Origin of the sequence: Streptomyces chattanoogensis (genome assembly GCF_001294335.1) — a bacterium.
GTDB classification, from domain to species: Bacteria; Actinomycetota; Actinomycetes; order Streptomycetales; family Streptomycetaceae; genus Streptomyces; species Streptomyces chattanoogensis.
In genome coordinates, this window is sequence record NZ_LGKG01000135.1 from 44,840 (window position 1) to 64,365 (window position 19,526).

A 19,526-nucleotide genomic window follows, 5' to 3' on the forward strand; every position below is an offset into this window, starting at 1 on the left:
GCCCGCGCCCGCCGCCCGCCCCGCTCAGCTCATCACGGGCAGCCGGTCGCCGATGTCCGCCCGCTCCCCGCTGGCGCTGACGCTCGCCGCGTCCAGCGCCTCGGCCCAGGTCGTACGGCCGGTGGCCAGGCGTATCCAGGTCAGCGGGTCGGTCTCGACGACATTGGGCGGGGTGCCGCGGGTGTGCCTGGGGCCCTCGATGCACTGCACCACCGCGAACGGCGGCACCCGCACCTCGACCGAGCCGCCGGGCGCCTTGACGGCCAGGGCATCGGCCAGCAGCCGGGTGGCTATGGCCTGGGCCTGCCGGTCGTAGGGGATGTCGAGGCCGGGAACGGCGGCGTTGAGATCGTCGGTGTGCACCGCCAGCTCGATACAGCGGGTGACGAGGAAGTCCGCCAGCCGCATGGCGCCGACGCGGGTGGTCACGACACGGTCGTCGGCGGCCTGCGGGAGCCCTTCGGCAAGCTTCCCGGCGGTGCGCGTGAGCAGGTCGTAGGGATCGTTCGCGGCGGCCAGGGCGCGGGTGTCGTCGTCGATCCCGGCGGCGAGCGGGGCGGTGGCGAACGGCCACTCCAGCAGCTCGGTCTCGACCCGCTCCGGGGCCGGCTCCCGCAGACTCCGCGGCACGCTGCCGACCGCCATCGCCAGATGCACGACCAGATCCCGCACCGTCCAGTCGCCGAGCCTGGTCGGCAGCGCGAGCTGCTCCGGCGCCAGGCCCGCCACGGCCCGGCGGACATGATCGAACTGGGCCGTGACGGCGGCACGGGTCTTCTTCGCGTCGTACTGGCGAACGCGCGGCTTCCGGGCGGCAGATGACATGGGATCAGCGTAGGCGGCACCACTGACAGCCGCCCCGGAATTCAGCGGCCGGACGCGGTCAGCCGGCGCGCTTCGCCACCGCCGCCGCGACGACGAACGTCTCGCCGTTGCGCGGGACACCGACGTCCGTCCATGTGAAGGGCACACCGTCGGCGGTGTCCGGGTCGGCGGTGTCCATGAGCTGGAAGTGGACGTGCGGTTCGGTGCTGTTGCCGGAGTTGCCGCACTGGCCGAGCAACTGCCCGGCCCGCACCCGGTCGCCCGGCCGGACGGTCAGCGAGCCGCGCCGGACGTGGGCGTAGAGCGCGTACGTACCGTCGCCCAGGTCGAGGATCACATGGTTGCCGATCACCCGCCGGTGGCCGCCCAGCGAGCGGACGACCGCCTCGGCGGCGAAGAAGTAGGCGAGCGCCGGCCAGGACGTACGGCTGAGGTGGTCGCGCTGGCCGTCCTCGGCGCGGACGACGGTGCCCTCGGCGACGGCGAGCAGATCCGCGCCGAACGCCGGGAAGTCCTCGCTGCGCCGCGCCAGGGGCCACCAGCCGAAGCCGGGGCGGGAACCGTCCTCCGGCTCCGCCGTGATGTCGATGGCGTAGGCCTGTCCGTAGGCCCGGGTTCCATGGCTGGGGACCTTGTCGGCGGGGCTGTTCAGCGCCTTCCAGCGGCCGGTGACCGGCGCCCCGACCGCCACCGCCTCGACCGTGGCCGCCGTCACCGGGCCCGCCTCGGCCCCGGCAGCCCGCCGGTTCACACCGAACCCGAGCATCAGCCACAGGCCGAGCGGGATCCAGCCCCACCAGTAGAGACCGTCGACGAAGTAGCCCGCGACCATGATCACCAGCCAGGCCAGGAGGCAGACGCGGGCGGCCCACTGGGCGGTTTTCCGCAGCGCCGGCGACTGGGCGGACCGGGACCGGGACTGGGACTGGGACTGGGACTTCATATGTGTGTTTCCCCCTGAAATCGGCCGGGTGGGGTCAGCGCCCGGCGGCGGTCAGCATCACCAGCAGCGGTACGACCCGGCCGGCCGGCACCTCGTAGCGGCCCCGGGCGGCCGAGTGCAGCCAGCCGGCGGCGGTCAGCTGCCGCAGATGGTGGTAGATCTGGCCGGTCGTGCCCATGCCGTCGATCTCGGTGAGTTCGGCGGCGGTGCAGCGCCCGCCGAGGATCTCGCGCAGCAGCCGCAGCCGTACGGGCTGGCCGAGCGCCGCGAAGGACTCCGCGGCCTCGCCCCAGTCGCGGACCAGCACGGTGTCGGTGGCCAGCGCGTACTGCCACTCGTAGCGCTTCCCGGTGGGCGTGCGTACCGCGCCGGTGAACAGCACCCCGCCGTTGTCCGCGCCCAGTTCGGCGAGCTGTTCCTTCAGGCCGTTCAGGGCCCAGAAATCGTCGTCCGGGTCCCGCTCGGGCGAGGACGCGGGCGCCGATGGGCCGGCGGCCGGCCCGGCCGGCCGCCCGGCGGCCCGCTCCAGCGCGGCCAGGCGGCGCTCCAGCTCCGCGACCCGCTGCTCGAGATCCATAGTTGGAGATTACGTAATTACGTAATCCCTGGCAAGCACTGTTCCTCGGCAGGCTCCGCCCCGGGAAACCGAAACGGCCCGCCGGGCGTACCGGCGGGCCGTCTGGTGAGGCGTACGGAAGAGCAGCGCTCAGGCGATCAGGCTCGGGATCGTCCCCTCGTGGGCGTCCTTCAGCTCGCTCAGCGGAATGCTGAACTGCCCCTGGACGTCGATCTCCGCGCCGTCGATCACACCGATGCGGGTGGCCGGCAGCCCCCGCGCACCGCACATGTCCGTGAAGCGGAGCTCCTCGCTGCGCGGTACGGCGACGATCGCCCGGCCCGCCGACTCCGAGAAGAGGAAGACGAACGGGTCGAGCGCGTCCGGCACCACCAGGCGCGCGCCCTTGCCGCCCCGCAGACACGACTCCACCAGGGCCTGGATCAGACCGCCGTCGGAGAGATCGTGCGCCGCGTCGACCATGCCGTCACGGGAGGCCGAGATCAGGATCTCGGCGAGCAGCCGCTCACGCTCCAGATCGACCTTCGGCGGCAGCCCGCCGAGGTGGTCGTGCACCACCTGCGACCAGGCCGAGCCGCCCAGCTCCTCACGGGTGTCACCCAGGAGGTAGAGCAGCTGGCCCTCGTCGGCGAAGGCGATCGGGGTGCGGCGGTTCACATCGTCGATGACGCCGAGCACCGCAACCACCGGCGTCGGGTGGATCGCCACCTCGCCGGTCTGGTTGTAGAGCGAGACATTGCCGCCGGTCACCGGGGTGCCGAGGGTCTGGCAGGCATCCGCCAGACCACGGGTGGCCTCGGCGAACTGCCACATCACCGCCGGGTCCTCCGGCGAGCCGAAGTTCAGGCAGTCGGAGACGGCGAGCGGCTTGGCACCGGAGGCGGCGACATTGCGGTACGCCTCCGCCAGCGCCAGCTGCGCACCCGCGTACGGGTCGAGCTTGGTGTAGCGGCCGTTGCCGTCCGTGGCGACGGCGACACCCAGGTCGGAGTCCTCGTCGATGCGCACCATGCCGGAGTCCTCCGGCTGCGCGAGCACGGTGTTGCCCTGGACGAAACGGTCGTACTGGTCGGTGATCCACGCCTTGGAGGCCTGGTTGGGCGAGCCCACCAGCTGCAGGATCTGCGCGCGCAGCTCCTCCGCATTCGCCGGCCGCGCCAGCTTGTTCGCGTCGTCGGCCTGGAGGGCGTCCTGCCAGTCCGGGCGCGCGTACGGCCGGTGGTAGGTCGGACCCTCGTGGGCGACCGAGCGCGGCGGTACGTCCACGATCTGCTCGCCGTGCCAGAAGATCTCCAGCTGCGAGCCATCCGTCACCTCACCGATGACGGTCGCGATGACATCCCACTTCTCGCAGATCTCCAGGAAGCGGTCGACCTTCCCGGGCTCGACGATCGCGCACATCCGCTCCTGCGACTCGCTCATGAGGATTTCCTCGGGCGAGAGGGAGGAGTCGCGCAGCGGGACGGTGTCCAGCTCGACGCGCATACCGCCGGAGCCGGCGCTGGCCAGCTCACTGGTGGCACAGGACAGCCCGGCGCCGCCGAGGTCCTGGATGCCGGTGACGAGGTTCTCCCGGAAGATCTCCAGGGTGCACTCGATGAGGAGCTTCTCCTGGAACGGGTCGCCGACCTGGACGGCCGGACGCTTCGCCGGCTTGGTGTCGTCGAAGGTCTCCGAGGCCAGTACGGACACGCCGCCGATGCCGTCGCCGCCGGTACGGGCCCCGTAGAGGATGACCTTGTTACCGGACCCGGACGCCTTCGCCAGGTGGATGTCCTCATGCTTCATCACGCCCACACACAGGGCGTTGACCAGCGGGTTTCCCTGGTAGCAGGGGTCGAAGACGACCTCGCCGCCGATGTTCGGCAGGCCCAGGCAGTTGCCGTAGCCGCCGATGCCCGCGACGACACCGGGAAGCACCCGCTTGGTGTCGGGGTGGTCGGCCGCGCCGAAGCGCAGCGGGTCCATCACGGCGACCGGCCGGGCGCCCATCGCCAGGATGTCGCGGACGATGCCGCCGACACCGGTGGCCGCGCCCTGGTAGGGCTCGATGTACGAGGGGTGGTTGTGCGACTCCACCTTGAAGGTGACCGCGTACCCCTGGCCGACGTCGACGACACCGGCGTTCTCCCCGATGCCGACGAGGAGGGCGTCGTTCTCGGGGGCCTTCTCGCCGAACTGCTTCAGATGCACCTTGCTGCTCTTGTACGAGCAGTGCTCGGACCACATGACCGAGTACATGGCGAGCTCGGCACCGGTGGGACGGCGGCCCAGGATCTCCCGGATCCGCTCGTACTCGTCCTGCTTCAGGCCCAGTTCGGCCCAGGGCTGCTCGACGTCGGGCGTCTCGGTTGCGTGCTTGACGGTGTCGAGGCTCATGCGTTGACCAGCTTCTTCAGGATCGAGGTGAAGAATCCGAGGCCGTCGGTACGGCCCGTACCGATCAGCGGCTCGACGGCGTGCTCGGGGTGCGGCATGAGGCCGACGACATTGCCCGTCTCATTGGTGATGCCGGCGATGTCCCGGAGCGAGCCGTTGGGGTTGCCGTCCAGATAGCGGAAGGCGACGCGGCCCTCGGCCTCCAGCATGTCGAGCGTGCGCTCGTCGGCGACGTACCGGCCGTCGATGTTCTTCAGCGGTACGGAGATTTCCTGGCCGGCCGCGTAATCGGTGGTCCAGGCGGTGGTGGCGTTCTCCACCCGCAGCTTCTGGTCGCGGCAGATGAAGTGCAGATGGTTGTTGCGCAGCATCGCGCCGGGCAGCAGGTGGGTCTCGGTGAGCACCTGGAAGCCGTTACAGATACCCAGCACCGGCATACCGGCCCTGGCCTGCTCGATAACGGTCTCCATGACCGGCGAGAAACGGGAGATGGCCCCGGCCCGCAGGTAGTCGCCGTAGGAAAAGCCGCCGGGCAGAACCACGGCGTCGACCTGCTTGAGGTCCTTGTCGCGGTGCCACAGCGGCACCGCTTCGGCTCCGGCCACCCGTACCGCGCGCTGGGTGTCGCGGTCATCGAGCGTGCCGGGGAAAGTAATGACTCCAATACGAGCGGTCATGACCTGGCCTCGGCCGGTTCGTCCACTCGAACGGTGAAGTCTTCGATAACGGTGTTGGCGAGGAAGGTCTCGGCCATCTCGTGGATGCGAGCGAGGGCGGCTTCATCGACCGGACCCTCCACCTCGAGTTCGAAACGCTTGCCCTGACGGACGTCGGTGATCCCCTCGAATCCCAGGCGTGGCAGTGCGCGCTGCACCGCCTGCCCCTGCGGGTCGAGGATCTCCGGCTTGAGCATGACGTCGACTACGACGCGTGCCACTGGCACTCCCGGTGGTGTGGTGCGTAAGGCGGTGACCTCACAGTACCGCGTTCGAAAATCTACGCGCATAGATATACAGAACCCCCCATCACGGTCCGGTATCGGCCGCGGTGCGCCCAGAGAAAAAATCCGGAAAAGATCTAGGGTCCGGATTGCGCAGGACACGCTGAGAAAATTAACTGGGCTTCACAATGCAATGCCCATCGCTGTACAAATGAAAAAGCATTGATTCCGATCAGCCGGATCCGCAGCATCACCCCATGTCAAGACAGGGTTGCTGCACGAAAGGACCGATTTCCGTGGCGCAGCGCGTAGTAGTAACGCTCTCCGATGACATCGACGGCGGAGAAGCCGCAGAGACGGTCGCCTTCGGATTGGACGGGAAGTCGTACGAGATCGACCTCAATCCCGCCAATGCGAAGAAACTGCGCGCCGCACTCGCCCCGTTCGTCGAGGCGGGCCGCAAGCGGTCGAAGTCCGGCAAGGCCTACCACCGGACCGCGGTCACCCCCGACCCCGCGGCGGTCCGGGCCTGGGCCCGCTCCCACCAGATGGACGTCCCTCCGCGCGGCCGGATCCCCAAGAAGGTCTACGAGGCCTTCAACGCCGCCAACCACTAACCAACTTGCCGGCACTCCGCGACCGCGCACAGCCGACTTGCACAGCACCCCTACTGATCAGCTAGAGTCTGGAGCACGCCGAGGGGCCAGGCCGAAAGGCCGGACCTCACGGAGTCACGCGGGTGTAGCTCAGTAGTAGAGCGCCCCCTTTCCAAGGGGGAGGCGCAGTGTGCAATCCCTGTCACCCGCTCTGACAGTCTCAACCACTCCTCGGGATCGGGTAGAGTAGCTGTCGCGCCGCTCGGTGAAAGCCGAGTGGATGCCTGCGGACGTAGCTCAGTTGGTAGAGCGCAACCTTGCCAAGGTTGAGGTCGCGAGTTCGAGCCTCGTCGTCCGCTCAGAAAAGAAGGCCCCGGATCATTGATCCGGGGCCTTCTGCATGCCCCGGTTTCCGTAATGACATTTGTCATCTGCGGTGATGACAAACCGCACTGCCGCCGGCCGTCCCCCGGCCCGAGTCTGGAGACATGGACATCGGGGATTTCGGGGATTTCGTGATCGAGGTCACGGGGCTGCGACGGAGTTACGGGGGGACGCCCCGCGGGCGCGGCAGAGCAGGGAAGGCCGCGCGCGGCACGAAGAGCCGGCCGGACTACGAGGCCGTGCGCGGGATCGACTTCTCGGTCCGGCGCGGGGAGCTGTTCGCGCTGCTGGGGACGAACGGCGCGGGCAAGACCTCCACCGTCGAGCTGCTGGAGGGCCTGGCCGCACCGAGCGGCGGGCAGGTTCGGGTGCTGGGCCACGACCCGTACACCGAGCGGTCCGCGGTACGGCCGCGGACCGGGGTGATGCTCCAGGAGGGCGGCTTCCCGTCGGAGCTGACGGCGCTGGAGACCGTGCAGATGTGGGCGGGGTGCACCAGCGGGGCGCGGCCCGCCCGGGAGGCGCTCTCGATGGTGGGCCTGGACCGCCGCGCCGACATCCGCGTCAAGCAGCTGTCCGGCGGTGAACGGCGGCGCCTGGATCTGGCGCTGGCGCTGCTGGGGCGGCCCGAGGTGCTGTTCCTGGACGAGCCGACCACCGGTCTGGACACCGAAGCACGGCGCGAGACCTGGGAGTTGGTGCGTGAACTGCGCGACGGCGGCACGACCGTGCTGCTGACCACGCACTACCTGGAAGAGGCCGAGGAGCTGGCCGACCGCCTGGCGATCATGCACAAGGGGCGGATCGCGACGACCGGGACGGTCGCGGACGTGGTGGCGGCGCGGCCCTCGCAGATCTCCTTCGAGCTGCCCGACGGGTTCCACCTCGGGGACCTGCCGCCGCTCGCGGAGCTGGGCGTCGGCGGCCACGAGATGTCCGGGCGGACCGTACGGCTGCGGACCGGCGAGCTGCAGCGGGCCGCGACCGGGGTGCTGGTCTGGGCCCGGGACAAGGGGGTCGAGCTGCGCGGGCTGGACATCCGCTCGGCATCGCTGGAAGAGGCGTTTCTGGGGATCGCGAAAGGGCTGGACGACCTGGAAGAGAAGGGACTGTGAGACAAGTGAGCGGGATGAGGGTGTCGGCGGCCGGTACGGGTGCCCGTACGACGGCGGTCATGCGGCTGAGTGCCCTGGGGAAGTCGGAACTGAGGCTGCTGGGGCGGAACAAGACCGCCCTGTTCACCTCGCTGGTGCTGCCCATCGGTATGGCCTTCGCGATGCGGCAGGCAGTCAGTCAGATGCCGCTGAAGAACTCCGGGCTGACGGTGGGAACGGTGCTGCTGCCGGGGGCGATCGGCTTTGTGCTGCTCTTCGCCGTCTACTCCAATCTGACCAGCGCGTTCGTGGTGCGGCGCGAGGAACTCGTACTGAAGCGGCTGCGCAGCGGGGAGCTGTCCGACGGGGAGGTGCTGGCGGGGACGGCGCTGCCGACGGTGGTCATCGCGCTGGCGCAGTGTGTGCTGCTGGCGGCCTGCGGCGGGCTGATGATGGACGCCGAGCCGCCGCAGGCGCCGTTGCTGGTGCTGGCGGGCGTGGCCATCGGCCTGGTGACGGTGGTGGCGCTGGCCGCCGCATCCGCCGGGATCACCAGGACCGCGGAGTCGGCACAGCTGACGGTGATGCCGCTGATGTTCCTGTCGATGGCCGGGTCCGGGATGATCGTGCCGCTGACGGTGCTGCCCGAACGGCTCGCCACTGTGCTGGAGTTGCTGCCGATGTCGCCGGTGATAGGTCTGCTGCGCGACGGGTGGACCGGCGGGGCGGATGCCGGGGAGACGGTGAAGCGGCTGGTCGTCGGCTTGGTGTGGATCGGCCTCGGGGTGTTGGCTGTGAAGCGCGGGTTCCGGTGGGAGCCGCGACGGTAACCGGGCACGACCAGGGGGGGGACGCATCACGTGATCGGACGCGTACGGAGATGGCGGGGGCGCAGCAAGCTCGCGCAGGTCGACTCCTACACACGGGGCACACTGAGCACCTCACAGTGGTTCTTCGCGGCCTGCTGGGGCGTCTTTCCGCTGACCGGCAGCCTGGAGCACCGCCCCGTGGCTCTGGCCCTGGGCGGGGCGCTCGCCCTGGTGAGCCTGGCACAGGCCGCCGTGAGCGCCCCGGCGATCGGGCCCGCGCTGGACCACTATCTGGGCAGGGGCGATGCCCCCCGGCGGGGGATCATCGCCGGGGTGGTGCTGGCCGTCGTCGCCCTGGGCCTGATGGCCGCCCTGGAGGCGGTGCACGGGCTCCACGACGGGATGATCGTCCTGTCCGCCGGGTATCTCCCGATACCGGTCGGCAGCGCGTTCGCCCTGGTCGTACCCCTGCGGGTCTACGGCGCCGCGAATGCGGCGGCCGCCGTCGTCGGGGGCACCGTGCTCGCCGTGGCCAGTGGCAACTGGCTGAAGGGCGCGTTCGCTTTCGGGGCGCTGCTGGTGGGCGGCGCGATCTCCCTGCTGACCGCCCGGCCCGGCGCCTGGTCGCTCGCGGTCATGTGGGAGGTGGACGAGGCGCGGTCCGTCCAGGCGCGGCTGGCCGTCGCCGAGGAGCGGCTCCGCTTCTCACGGGACATGCACGACGTCGTCGGGCGCAACCTGGCGGTGATCGCGCTCAAGAGCGAACTGGCGGCGCGGCTGGCCCGCAAGGGGCGGCCCGAGGCGGCCGAGCACATGGACGAGGTGCAGCGGATCACCCGGGACTCCCAGCGCGAGATGCGCGACGTGGTGCGCGCCTACCGGCAGGCCGATCTGCAGGTGGAACTGGCGGGGGCGCGGGCGGTGCTGGGGGCCGCCGGCGTGGAGTGCCTGATCGAGGGGGAGGGCGGCGCCGGGCTGCCCGAGCGGGTGCAGTCGACGCTCGGCTGGGTCATACGGGAGGGCACAACCAATGTGCTGCGGCACGCGGATGCCCGTATCTGCCGGCTGGTACTGCGGGTCGCGGCGGACGGCGGCGCGGCGGTGCTGACCATGGAGAACGACGGGGTGCCGCAGGCCGGGCCGGACGGCGGCGCGGGCTCCGGGATCGCCGGGCTGCGGGAGCGGCTGGCGGCGCTCGACGGAACGCTGGTGGCCGGGCCGCGGCCCGAAGGGCGGTTCCGGCTGCGGGCCGAGGTGCCCTTGGAGCATGCGCCGGCCGTGGACGGGGACGGTGCCGGGCTGCGGCCCGCTGACACGAAGGGTACGGAGGGCGCCGCATGACCGGGAACGAGCCCGCGCCGGTGCGGGTGCTGCTCGCCGATGACGAGCATCTGATCCGGGGGGCGCTGGCGGCCCTCCTGGCCCTGGAGGACGACCTGGCGGTCGTCGCCCAGGCCGCGTCCGGCCCCGAGGCGCTGGCGATGGCCGAGGCACACCGGCCCGATGTGGCCGTACTGGATCTGCAGATGCCGGGGGCGGACGGTGTGGCGGTGGCCACATCGCTGCGCAGCCGGCTGCCGGGGTGCCGCACCATGATCGTGACGAGTCACGGCCGCGCCGGACATCTGAAACGGGCCCTGGAGGCGGACGTGCGGGGGTTCGTCCCCAAGACCGTCTCGGCGCAGCGGCTCGCGGAGATCATCCGTGCGGTGCACGCCGGAAACCGGTACATCGACCCGGAGTTGGCGGCCGACGCCATCAGCGCGGGGGACTCGCCGCTGACCGCGCGGGAGGCGGAAGTGCTGGAGTACGCGGAGAACGGGGCGCCCATCGCGGAGATCGCGGTGCGGGCCTCGCTCTCGCCCGGGACGGTGCGCAACTACCTCTCCTCGGCCACCGCGAAGCTGTCCGCGGAGAACCGTCATACCGCGGCACGCATCGCCCGCGCCCGGGGTTGGCTATAGTGGACCCCGCACCGCGCGCTCAGGCGGCGGGCAGGCGGACGTAGCTCAGTTGGTAGAGCGCAACCTTGCCAAGGTTGAGGTCGCGAGTTCGAGCCTCGTCGTCCGCTCAGAAAGAAGGCCCCGGATCTTCGGTCCGGGGCCTTTTCGCATGCCCGCCCCTCCCCCCCCGGGGCGGGCCGGGCCGGTCACGACCAGGTCAGACCCGTGAGGCGCTCATAGGCCTCGATGTACTTGGCGCGGGTGCGGTCGACGATCTCCTGCGGGAGGGCGGGCGGCGGCTGCTCGCCCGTACGGTCCCAGGCGGCGGCCGGGGAGGTCAGCCAGTCGCGGACGTACTGCTTGTCGAAGGACGGCTGCGCGCGGCCCGGCTGCCACTGGTCGGCGGGCCAGAAGCGGGAGGAGTCGGGGGTGAGCACCTCGTCGGCCAGGGTCAGCACCCTCTCGCCCCCGGGGCGCTCGTCGAAGCCGAACTCGAATTTGGTGTCGGCCAGGATGATGCCGCGCTCGCGGGCGATGTCGCGGGCCCGGCCGTAGACGGCGAGGGTGGTCCGGCGCAGTTCGGCGGCGACATCGGCGCCGGCCTGGCGGACGACCTCTTCGTAGGAGACGTTCTCGTCGTGGTCGCCGACGGCGGCCTTGGTGGCCGGGGTGAAGATCGGCTCGGGCAGTTCGGAACCGTCGGCCAGACCCTCGGGAAGCGCCAGACCGCAGACCGTACGGGACTGCCGGTACTCGGCGAGGCCGGAGCCGGTGAGGTAGCCGCGGGCCACGCATTCGACCGGGACCATGGCCAGGGACTTGCAGACCAGGGTGCGGCCGGCCCAGTCGGCCGGGGCGCCGGCCGGGACGTCGGTGGACAGGACGTGGTGGGGCGCCAGGTCGGCGAGCTGCTCGAACCACCACAGGGACAGCTGGGTCAGCACGCGGCCCTTGTCCGGGATGTCCGTGGGCAGCACCCAGTCGTACGCGGACTGACGGTCGCTGGCGACCATGATCAGTTGGCCGTCGGCGTTCTGGTAGAGGTCGCGCACCTTGCCGGTGTGCAGGTGGGTGAGCCCCGGGACCTGCACGGGCTCGGGCTTTTCTACGAAACCGGACACGCTGCCTCCGCGTAGGTTGATCCAGGAGTCGCTCCGATTCTCCCGTATACGGAAGGGGATCTTCGCCTCAGGGTCACCGGCCGGACGGTCAGGACGCCGTACGGACTCCGCGCAGCGCGACCGCGGCGAGGGTGAGGGCGGCCAGGACGGCGGCGGCGACGAGGATCGCGGGCGGCGAGAAGGCTCCGGTGAGCAGAGTGAACGCGTACGGGGCACAAAAGCCCAGGTAGCAGACGGACCAGAAGCGCGCGGTGAGCCGGGCCAGGCGGTGCGGCGGGGCGAGGGCGGCGACCTCCGTCAGGCCGTGGGCCACGCACAGGCCGTATCCGGCGCCGAGCAGCGCGGCGGCGAACAGGGCGACGGCGGGCTGGGTGTGGGCGACGGCGAGGGCGTCGACCGCGAAGCCGAGGACGATGGCGGCCAGGCCCGCGACGGCGTTGGCGATGCGGTGCCGGGCGGCAAGGCGGCGGGCGAGCGGGGCGACGAGGATGCCTGCGCCGGGGGTGACGGCGGTGACGATGCCGGCGTAGACGGTCCCCCAGCCGTCGAGGCGTGCGTCGACGAGGCCGGGGACGACGGCGAAGGCGATGGCGGGGGCCGCGAAGACCCAGGGCGCCACGGGGAGGACGAGGCGGCGGAAGGAGCGGGTGCGGGTGCGGTGCCCGGCCTCCCCGGCACCCTCGGCCGGGGCTTTCGCAGCCTGGGCTTTCGCGGCTTCGGCGGCGTTTGTGCTAGCGGAGGCAACCCTTCGCAGCCCGTCGGTGTTCACGTTATGTAGTCGAAGTGTGCGGGTGAGTGAGGGAGAGGCCGGCGAGGGTGAGGTCAGTGAAGGCGAGGTCTCGGGGACGCGGGCAGCGGAGACGGCCGCGGCCGTGGCGAGGAGCAGATGGGGGACGTAGGCCATGACCATCGGGCAGGGCGACCACTGGGCTATGAGGGCGGCGGCGAGGCCGCCGGAGGCGAAGCCCGCGGAGAGGAAGAGGCCGGAGCGGCGGGCGGCGGCGCCGGGGGTGGCGGCGGTGCCGTGCGGCGGGCAGGACAGTTCCTTGACCCAGGCGCTGCCCGCGGTGAGGAGGGCGCCGGCGCCGAGTCCGGTGAGGAAGCGGCCGGGCCACAGCAGCCAGCCGGCGGCCGGGCCCGCCATCAGCAGGCAGGTCGACACGAAGGAGACGGCCAGGGCGGTGTAGACGAGGGGGCGGCGGCCGTGGCGGTCGGCGGCCGGGCCGGCCAGGAGGAGGGCGGGGACCAGCCCGAGGACGTATACGGCGAAGAGACCGGTGGTGGTGGCGGTGGTCAGCCCCAGGTCGGCCCGGTAAGCGCCGAGAAGCGCGGAGAACTGGTTGGCGCTCCAGCCGGAGGCGGTCATCAGCCAGCCCGCGCGCAGCCAGTGGCGGGGGCGGTGCGGGTGGCGGCCGGTGGCAGGGGGTGCGCCAGGTGTTGCCGTGATCGTCATGGAGGTAGGTGTACGTGCCGCGCGGGCCCTGGCACCTCCCCCGTTCAGCATTTGTGAACGGCCTCGGGGCTCGACCCTGACCTGCGTTTATCGTGGCGCGTATGGATCTGCGACGGCTGTCTTCCTTCCTGGCGGTGGTCGAGGAGGGCCACTTCGGGCGGGCGGCGGCGCGGCTGTTTCTGTCGCCCGCAGCGGTGACGGGGCATGTGCAGCAGCTGGAGCGGGAGTTCGGCACCCCGCTGCTGGAGCGGAATCCGGTGGCGCCGACTCCGGCGGGGCGGCGGCTGGTCTCGCATGCCCGTACGCTGCTCGCCGCGGCCAATGCCGCCATGGACGATGTGGCGGAGGCGGCGCAGGGGACACCGCCGGAGCGGCCGCTGCGGGTCGGTGTGATGGGGCACGGGTCGGCCGAGGTCACCCCGACCGCGGTCAGTGCCTTCCGCCGGGCGCGGCCCGACGTGCCGCTGTCGCTGGTGCAGTTGGACTTCACCGAGCATTGCAGTGCGCTGCGCGAGGACCGGGTGGATGTGGCGTTCGTACGGCCGCTGATCCGGTCCGAGGGCATCGAGGTCGATGTGCTGACGACCGAGCAGCGGATCGTGGTGGTGCCGGCGGCGTCCTCGCTCGCGGACGCGGCGCGGGAGGGGGTGCGGCGGGCGGACATCATCGACCTGCCGTATCTGCGGGTGCCGCCGCACACCCCGCGGCCCTTCACCGACTACCTGTACTTCGACGCGGCCGAACGGCGCGGCCCCGACTACGCGCTGACTCCGCACGACTGCCTGACGAGCATCGCCGCGGGGCGGGGCGCGGGCTCGGCGCTGAAGTCGTTCGCGCGCTTCTATTCCTGGCCGGGCACGGTGTACGTGCCGGTGCTGGATGCGCCGTGGGCACACAGCGTGCTGGCGACCAGGGCCGGCGACCGGAATCCGGAGGTGCGGATCTTCCGTGCGCTGACGGTGGCGCTGGCCCGGGAGTTGGGGCCGGCGGCGTCGCGGTAGCGGCGTGCGAGAGGCGCGATACCGGCGCGCGAGGGGCCTGGGAGAGGCATGGGAGAGGCTCTCAGTCCCGTTTGCAGATGCGGTCCAGGAGGTTGGCCGTGGCGCGCTGGATGCGGGGGTCGATATGGCCGGGGCGGTCGAGGGCCGGGGACCAGGCGAAGGTGCCGGAGGCGAAGACGAGGGCGCCGCTGGGAGCGCGGTAGAGGGAGGTCTCCTGGTGGCGGAGGGCGCCTTCGCCGTCGCGGTACGGGGAGTGGGCGAGCAGGATGCGGCGGGTGTGGTCGGGGAGGGGGGTCCGCGGGAAGTAGCGGTCGGCCTCGCCGGCCACCAGGCCGGGGAGTTCATCGCCTTCGTGGGCGCCGGTGGCCTCCCACAGCCAGTGGTCGCCGTTGCGGACGACGAGGGAGGCCGGTTCGGGTACGCGGCCCGCGTACTGGATGCCCATCAGGCGCTGTTCGGGGGCGCCCATCTCGCGCCAGAGGGCGGGGCGGCCGGGGCCCTGGCGTTTGCGGCAGTTGAGGAGCGAGTCCGGGCCGGCGGGGGACGGGGACAGCTCGACCTGCCAGTACATGGTGTTGGCGGAGAGGAACACCAGGGACGTACCGGTGTCGCGGGCGCGCTCGGCGGTGCGGCGCATGGGCACCGACCAGTATTCGTCGTGGCCGGGGAAGACCAGGCCGCGGTAGCGGGCCGGGTCGACGCGGCCGGCGTGCAGATCGCGGGCGTCGGCGTAGGCGAGGTCGTAGCCGTAGCGCTCGGCCCAGCGGATGAAGTCGTAGGCGTGGCCGACGTGCAGGGGCAGTCCGGCGCCGGCGTAGGGGCGGTCGAAGGAGACGGTGGTGGCGGCGTCCTGTTCGCCCAGCAGCGCGCCCTTTTCGTCCCAGGCGTGGTAGAGGCTGGCGCCCGTGTGGCCGTCCTCCGGGTAGAGGTTGTAGGCCTGCCAGGTGATGTCGGGCAGCAGCAGGAGGAGGTCGGCGGGGTGGTCGTCGCGGACCGTGAAGGGGATGTGGGAGCGGTAGCCGTCGGCGGTGGTCAGGACGGCGACATAGGCGCCGAGGCGCCAGTACGTGGGGACCTGGAGGCGCCAGGAGAGCCACCAGTGATGGCAGGAGATGGTGCGGTCGACCGTGAGCGGGGCCGGCTGCACGATGCCGGCGAGCCGCGGACTGGTGGTGATCTTGGAGGCGCCGGCTCCGGCGTAGTGGCCGATGCGGTAGACGTCGATGCTGAACGGCTGCGGCGGGTCGACCGAGACGCGGAAGTCGATGGCCTCGCCGGGGGGTCACCGCGCCGGTGCTGGCGAAGCCCTTGATCTGCCGGCGGACGTCGTCGGCCGTGCGCGGGCCGTTGTGCTTGCGGGGTGCCGGGACCCGCAGGTCGCCCTGGGCGACGGCGGGATCGACGTACCAGGGCACGACCCGGCCCGAGTCGAAGTAGTTCTCGCTGCCGCGCAGCCAGGGCAGCGGACCCTGCCCGAACGGGTCCGTGACCGCGTGGGCGAGCGCGCCCGATTCCCAGCGCCTGATCTGTTCCGTGCCCACTTTCCGCTCCCCTCCCGCATCGCCCAGTGGCCGCGGCCGACAACGGCCGTTTCGGTACGACGGGTTGTGTTATGTCCCCGCCATGTAAATACGGCCCCATGACCCAGCACATCACATTACGCACCCACTCCGTCACCCTTCGTCGTGAATTTAGGGCTCCTTGGCCCGAAACACGAGCTGCAGGGGAACATTCAGCCGGTGCGGCCGGGAGCGGAGCGGCCCCGGCTCACACCAGCCTGACCGGCTTCTCCGGGCGGACGCCGACCGTCGTCAGCCAGCCGCGGAGCGGTCCGGCGTCGCCGTCGTCCACCAGGCTGAGCACCGGAACGCCGAGGTCGGCGCGGCGGGCGCCGTCGACCAGCAGGGCCGGGCCGTCCAGCCAGTCCAGCCCCGGGGTGGCGCCCGCGGTGTCGACGGCCGCACAGCACACCATGGCGGTGACGTGGTCGGCGAGCAACTCGCGGCCCGTGCGGGGCGGTTGCAGCGGGAAGAGCGGGAGGCCGCCTTCGGCCAGGCCGTCGCCCCAGGCCACGCCCGCGGCGGCGTCCTGTGCGAAGGCGCCGCGGGCCGCCTGGCGGGCCGCTTCCTCGCGCTCCTCGCGGGCGACCTCCGCGCCCAGGCGGGCGGCGACGAGATCACCCGCACGGTCGTCGCGGGCCAGGCGGTCGATGACCCGTGCGAGTGTGGGGCCGGCCGCGGCCGCCGTCGGTTCGCCGGGGGCGGGAGGGGCGGGCGGTGCGTGGTCGGCGGGCTGACGGGCCGGGGTCCGCTCGCCGACGGCCGTACGGGCCGGGGTGCGGGCGTAGGAGCGGTTCGTGCCCGCCGCTGCGCCGGGACCGGCCGTCTGGCCTGCGCTCTGGCCGGCCGCCGGGAGGTCCGCTGCGGGCAGCTCGTCGAGGACGCGGTGCAGGCGGGCGGCCTCCAGGCGCCATTTGCGGTCCACGACCTCCTCCGGGTACTGGTTCCAGCCGACCGGGGACCAGTCGGGACCGGGTTCGGCCGGGCCGCCGTGGAAGAGCCGGGCGGCCAGCAGGGAGGCGGCGCGGTCGATGGCGCCGGGCTCCTCCAGGAGGTCGCAGGCGGGCCGCTCGCCGAGCCGGGAGGTGAAGCCCTCGGCGAGGCGGTCGCGGCGGGAGAGCTCGGTGAGCGCGGAGACCACTCCGGCGTCCAGCCGGGACGGCCAGCGGCCCATCCGCCAGGCGGGCAGGGCCACCCGGGTCAGCAGCCGGTCCCAGCCGGCGTACGCGAGCCCGACCTGTTCCTGGGCGACGATCCGCAGGCCGTAGTCGACGCCCTGGGCGCGCTCGGAGGCGGCCGCGGCGACCCCGCGCTCCATGATCGTGGCGTGGTCGCGGCAGGCACGCAGCAGCAGCCGCGACACCCGGCCGACGAACCGGAGCGGCAGGCCGAGCGGGCCCGCGGCGCGGGCGGAGACCGCGACGGCGGCGTCCAGGCCCCGGATGAAGCGGCGGGCGGCGGCTATGTCGGGGTGTGCGGACGGGCCGGTGCCCGCGACCACCGGGGCGAGCAGGGCGCGCAGCTCGGCGACCCGCATCCACCACAGGAACGGTGAGCCGATGACCAGGACCGGTGCCTGGGCGGCCCGGCGGCCGGCGGTGCGGCGGGGCGGGCCGTGGGCGCGGTGCGTGCGGTCCTCGAGCCAGCTGTCGCAGTCGGGGGTGAGCGCTATCGCGGACGGGGCCGGGACCTCGAGGCGCTCGGCGAGATCGCGTACCAGACGGTAGAGGTCGGGGGCCGACTTCTCGGAGATCGGCACGGAGGGGCTGAGCGCGGGCCTGGCACGGGCGATGACGGCGGTGACCAGCGCCGCCAGGAGCAGCGCCACCACCGCGAGGCCGCTCACCGCCCAGCGGGCGGCGTCCCAGGCGCCTCCTGCGCCGAGATGGCCGGTCGCCCGGCCGGTGAACAGCACCACGGCCACCGCCGCGGGCAGCAGCGCCACGGCCATCGCTGAGCTGCGGATCCGCAGCACGGCGAGGGCGCGGGCGCGCGCCGCCAGGACGCCTGTTTCCGGACTTGCCACGAGCCTGTACACCCCCTGCTGTCCTGATGGAGCCGGACGGAGAGAACACGGGACGGACGGACGAGAACTGCGCGTTGTGCGGCAAGCGGGCTCACGCCGGGCGAGCTCACTCCACCACCACTGTGGCACCCGCCACTGACATCGCAATGCCGGTGAGCCACTTGTCGTACGCCACCGCGGCAGTCACGCCGGTTTCCGGCGCGGCTGCCGCAGGACGCTTGCGCGGCACCCTAGTTGGGGGTGGGGGTCACGTCAGCGGATAACCGGCGTCGTCACTCGATGGAATGGCTTTGGGTAAAGCCGGGAACCAAGCCGGGATGCTGCTTCCGTCCAGTCCTATGAGGCGGCGTTTCCCGTGTTTCCCGCGTCCCCTGCAGCCTCTCCCGCCACTTTGGCGGCGATGTCCGTACGGTGCTGGGAGCCGTCCAGGGAGATCCGGCCTACCGCGCGGTAGGCGCGCTGCCGGGCGGTGGTGAGGTCGGAGCCGGTGGCGGTGACGGACAGCACCCGGCCGCCCGCGCTGAGCACCGCGCCGGAGTCGTCGCTCTTGGTCCCCGCGTGGAGGACGTACGCCTCGGGGCCGTCCTGCTCGGCGACGTCGGCCAGGCCCGAGATCGGGTCGCCGGTGCGCGGGGTGTCCGGGTAGTTGTGCGAGGCGATGACGACGGTGACGGCGGCGTCGTCGCTCCAGCGCAGCGGCGGGAGGGCGGCGAGGTTTCCGGTGGCGGCCGCGGTGAGCAGCCCGCCGAGCGGGGTCTTGAGGCGGGCGAGGACGACCTGGGTCTCCGGGTCGCCGAAGCGTGCATTGAACTCGATCACCCGGATGCCGCGGGACGTGATCGCCAGGCCGGCGTAGAGCAGGCCCGAGAAGGGTGTGCCGCGGCGCCGCAGCTCGTCGACGGTGGGCTGCAGGACGGTGGCCATGACCTCGTCGACCAGCTTGGGGTCGGCCCAGGGCAGCGGGCTGTAGGCGCCCATGCCGCCGGTGTTCGGGCCCTGGTCGCCGTCGTAGGCGCGCTTGAAGTCCTGGACGGGCTGGAGCGGGACGACGGTCTCGCCGTCGGTGACCGCGAAGAGGGAGACCTCGGGGCCGTCCAGGAACTCCTCGATCACGACGCTCTCGCAGGCCAGCGCGTGCGCGCGGGCGGCGTCGGCGTCCTCGGTGACGACGACGCCCTTGCCGGCCGCCAGGCCGTCGTCCTTGACGACGTAGGGGGCCCCGAAGGCGTCCAGGGCCTCGTCGATCTCTTCCGGGGTGGTGCAGACGTAGCTACGGGCGGTGGGGACGGCCGCGGCGGCCATCACGTCCTTGGCGAAGGCCTTGGAGCCCTCGAGCCGGGCGGCCTGGGCCGAGGGGCCGAAGACCGGGATGCCGCGGTCGCGCACGGCGTCCGCGACGCCCGCGACCAGGGGGGCCTCGGGGCCGACGACGACAAGGTCGGCCTGCAGGCCGGCGGCGAGTTCGGCGACGGCCTGGCCGTCGAGGGCGTTGACCCCGTGCAATTCGGCCACCTCGGCGATACCGGCGTTGCCGGGAGCGCAGTGCAGCGCGGTGACGTCGGGGTCGAGGGACAGGGAGCGGCACAGGGCGTGTTCGCGGGCGCCGCCGCCGATGACGAGGACCTTCACGGTGGCAGCCTAGACGAATGCACCAGGCGGCCCGACGCCGGCCGTGCCCCGATCGCACAAAGGCCGCGCCGCGGCCGGAAACCGTCCGTCACCGCGGGGGCCACGCTCGGGCACAACTCTTTCGGGTGAGACGTCCGGTCGCCTTATACCGGATCCACCACCACTTCTGGGCGGAAATCAGGCGATCTTGGGAGGGACGCCAACCGTTCGGCGGTAGGAATGGGGGCTGCGCGCAACGGCCGTCTCG

General features: G+C 72.1%; 16 protein-coding genes, 3 tRNA genes and 1 pseudogene. 9 read left to right on the top strand and 11 right to left on the bottom strand.

From position 1 onward, the window contains the following. Window positions 1-24 precede the first annotated feature (24 nt). The 6 genes from ADL29_RS16610 to purS form a co-directional block, all read right to left on the bottom strand. Complete coding sequence (locus ADL29_RS16610) at window positions 25-825, bottom strand: maleylpyruvate isomerase family mycothiol-dependent enzyme (RefSeq protein WP_053924418.1); 801 nt, start codon at window positions 823-825, stop codon at window positions 25-27. 58 nt (window positions 826-883) lie between these two features. Then, window positions 884-1,768, bottom strand: coding sequence for a M23 family metallopeptidase (locus ADL29_RS16615; RefSeq protein WP_053924419.1), 885 nt, complete (start codon window positions 1,766-1,768; stop codon window positions 884-886). 34 nt (window positions 1,769-1,802) lie between these two features. Then, entirely contained in the window at window positions 1,803-2,345 is a 543-nt protein-coding gene (locus ADL29_RS16620; RefSeq protein WP_053924420.1) for an ArsR/SmtB family transcription factor, read from the bottom strand. Between the two features lie 129 nt (window positions 2,346-2,474). Then, on the bottom strand, window positions 2,475-4,724 hold the full coding sequence (gene purL, locus ADL29_RS16625; RefSeq protein ID WP_053924421.1) for a phosphoribosylformylglycinamidine synthase subunit PurL: 2,250 nt from the start codon (window positions 4,722-4,724) through the stop codon (window positions 2,475-2,477). Beyond that, entirely contained in the window at window positions 4,721-5,401 is a 681-nt protein-coding gene (gene purQ, locus ADL29_RS16630) for a phosphoribosylformylglycinamidine synthase subunit PurQ (RefSeq protein ID WP_046927288.1), read from the bottom strand. The genes purL and purQ overlap by 4 nt, the downstream gene beginning before the upstream one ends. Continuing rightward, window positions 5,398-5,661, bottom strand: coding sequence for a phosphoribosylformylglycinamidine synthase subunit PurS (gene purS, locus ADL29_RS16635; RefSeq protein WP_053924422.1), 264 nt, complete (start codon window positions 5,659-5,661; stop codon window positions 5,398-5,400). Before purS ends, purQ begins: the two co-directional genes overlap by 4 nt. A gap of 299 nt (window positions 5,662-5,960) precedes the next feature. Here purS and ADL29_RS16640 point away from each other — a divergent pair, with 299 nt between their 5' ends. The 8 genes from ADL29_RS16640 (at window position 5,961) to ADL29_RS16675 (ending at window position 10,618) form a co-directional block, all read left to right on the top strand. Then, entirely contained in the window at window positions 5,961-6,281 is a 321-nt protein-coding gene (locus ADL29_RS16640) for a histone-like nucleoid-structuring protein Lsr2 (RefSeq protein WP_052687155.1), read from the top strand. A gap of 118 nt (window positions 6,282-6,399) precedes the next feature. Beyond that, window positions 6,400-6,471 (top strand) — tRNA-Gly (locus tag ADL29_RS16645). 75 nt (window positions 6,472-6,546) lie between these two features. After that, window positions 6,547-6,619 (top strand) — tRNA-Gly (locus tag ADL29_RS16650). Window positions 6,620-6,748: 129 nt separating this feature from the next. Further along, on the top strand, window positions 6,749-7,759 hold the full coding sequence (locus tag ADL29_RS16655; RefSeq protein ID WP_053924423.1) for an ABC transporter ATP-binding protein: 1,011 nt from the start codon (window positions 6,749-6,751) through the stop codon (window positions 7,757-7,759). A gap of 14 nt (window positions 7,760-7,773) precedes the next feature. Further along, window positions 7,774-8,568 carry an ABC transporter permease gene (locus ADL29_RS16660; protein ID WP_053924424.1) on the top strand — a complete coding sequence of 265 codons (795 nt, stop codon included), beginning with the start codon at window positions 7,774-7,776 and terminating at the stop codon, window positions 8,566-8,568. A 30-nt stretch (window positions 8,569-8,598) separates the two neighbouring features. After that, on the top strand, window positions 8,599-9,888 hold the full coding sequence (locus ADL29_RS16665) for a sensor histidine kinase (RefSeq protein WP_053924425.1): 1,290 nt from the start codon (window positions 8,599-8,601) through the stop codon (window positions 9,886-9,888). Further along, a complete protein-coding gene (locus ADL29_RS16670; RefSeq protein WP_053924426.1) occupies window positions 9,885-10,511 on the top strand; it encodes a response regulator transcription factor in 627 nt (208 codons plus the stop codon). The genes ADL29_RS16665 and ADL29_RS16670 overlap by 4 nt, the downstream gene beginning before the upstream one ends. A gap of 34 nt (window positions 10,512-10,545) precedes the next feature. After that, window positions 10,546-10,618 (top strand) — tRNA-Gly (locus tag ADL29_RS16675). A gap of 78 nt (window positions 10,619-10,696) precedes the next feature. Here the strand turns inward: ADL29_RS16675 and ADL29_RS16680 are convergent. Together ADL29_RS16680 and ADL29_RS16685 are read right to left on the bottom strand one after the other, a co-directional pair. Next, complete coding sequence (locus tag ADL29_RS16680) at window positions 10,697-11,611, bottom strand: phosphoribosylaminoimidazolesuccinocarboxamide synthase (protein WP_053924427.1); 915 nt, start codon at window positions 11,609-11,611, stop codon at window positions 10,697-10,699. 88 nt (window positions 11,612-11,699) lie between these two features. After that, complete coding sequence (locus ADL29_RS16685) at window positions 11,700-13,064, bottom strand: MFS transporter (protein WP_245689455.1); 1,365 nt, start codon at window positions 13,062-13,064, stop codon at window positions 11,700-11,702. Between the two features lie 101 nt (window positions 13,065-13,165). Here ADL29_RS16685 and ADL29_RS16690 point away from each other — a divergent pair, with 101 nt between their 5' ends. Further along, window positions 13,166-14,065, top strand: a complete 900-nt coding sequence (locus ADL29_RS16690) for a LysR family transcriptional regulator (protein ID WP_053924428.1) — start codon at window positions 13,166-13,168, stop codon at window positions 14,063-14,065. A 61-nt stretch (window positions 14,066-14,126) separates the two neighbouring features. Here the strand turns inward: ADL29_RS16690 and ADL29_RS16695 are convergent. From ADL29_RS16695 to purD, 3 genes and pseudogenes are all read right to left on the bottom strand, one after another. Then, window positions 14,127-15,606: pseudogene (locus tag ADL29_RS16695) on the bottom strand (N,N-dimethylformamidase beta subunit family domain-containing protein). A gap of 226 nt (window positions 15,607-15,832) precedes the next feature. Next, on the bottom strand, window positions 15,833-17,575 hold the full coding sequence (locus tag ADL29_RS16700) for a hypothetical protein (protein ID WP_245689462.1): 1,743 nt from the start codon (window positions 17,573-17,575) through the stop codon (window positions 15,833-15,835). Window positions 17,576-17,986: 411 nt separating this feature from the next. After that, window positions 17,987-19,279 carry a phosphoribosylamine--glycine ligase gene (gene purD / locus ADL29_RS16705; protein ID WP_053924430.1) on the bottom strand — a complete coding sequence of 431 codons (1,293 nt, stop codon included), beginning with the start codon at window positions 19,277-19,279 and terminating at the stop codon, window positions 17,987-17,989. Between the last annotated feature and the right edge of the window lie 247 nt (window positions 19,280-19,526).